The sequence below is a fragment of the Streptomyces sichuanensis genome, from assembly GCF_020328095.1.
In the GTDB taxonomy this organism is placed as follows: domain Bacteria; phylum Actinomycetota; class Actinomycetes; order Streptomycetales; family Streptomycetaceae; genus Streptomyces; species Streptomyces cinnamoneus.
Map to the genome: position 1 here is coordinate 1 of NZ_JAIXMK010000280.1, position 576 is coordinate 576.

Sequence of the window (576 nt, forward strand, 5' to 3'; positions counted from 1 at the left end):
GGTCTTGCGGGCAAGGCTCACGCGCTTGGGCGCCTCGTCGTCGAGACCGAGCTTGTTGACGAGCTCGACGACCAGCTTGGCGGCCGACTCCTCGTGCTTGGCGTAATAGGTCGGGAATTCGCTGCGCTGGACCTCCTGGGCGACCTGGTAGAGCTGCGTCGACGTCAGGTAGTCGGAGCCGAACCTGCGCGGGCAGTCCGCCTTCATCACGGAGAAGAACTTCCAGGCCGCGTAATGCGGGTTGAGGATCTGCTCGCGCGTGCCCCAGCCCTGCGATTCGCGCTGCTGGAAAAGGCCGAGGCTGTCCCGGTCCCCGTAGTTAAGATTGCGCAGCCCCGACTCCTGGATCGCGGTGGCGACGCCGATCACTGCGCCGCGGAAACCGACGCCTATCTTGATGGCCTCTTCCAGGATCGTCTGGCCGTGCCCCTTCATCTCGGCGGTGAAGGTGGTGTCGACCTGCGTGTAGGTGAGCTTGTACGGCAAGAGGTCATTGAGGGTGACCATGTCGTGTCCTTCCGGGTGGCAAATGCGAGAAGGGGGCGCCCCCGCATGTCGGGACATGCGGGGGCGCCC

The 576-nt window shown here is 65.1% G+C and carries 1 pseudogene; it reads right to left on the bottom strand.

Annotated elements, in window-relative coordinates:
• Window positions 1-507 (bottom strand): annotated as a pseudogene (locus LE181_RS31955) (hypothetical protein); the annotation flags it as partial.
• Window positions 508-576 lie beyond the last annotated feature (69 nt).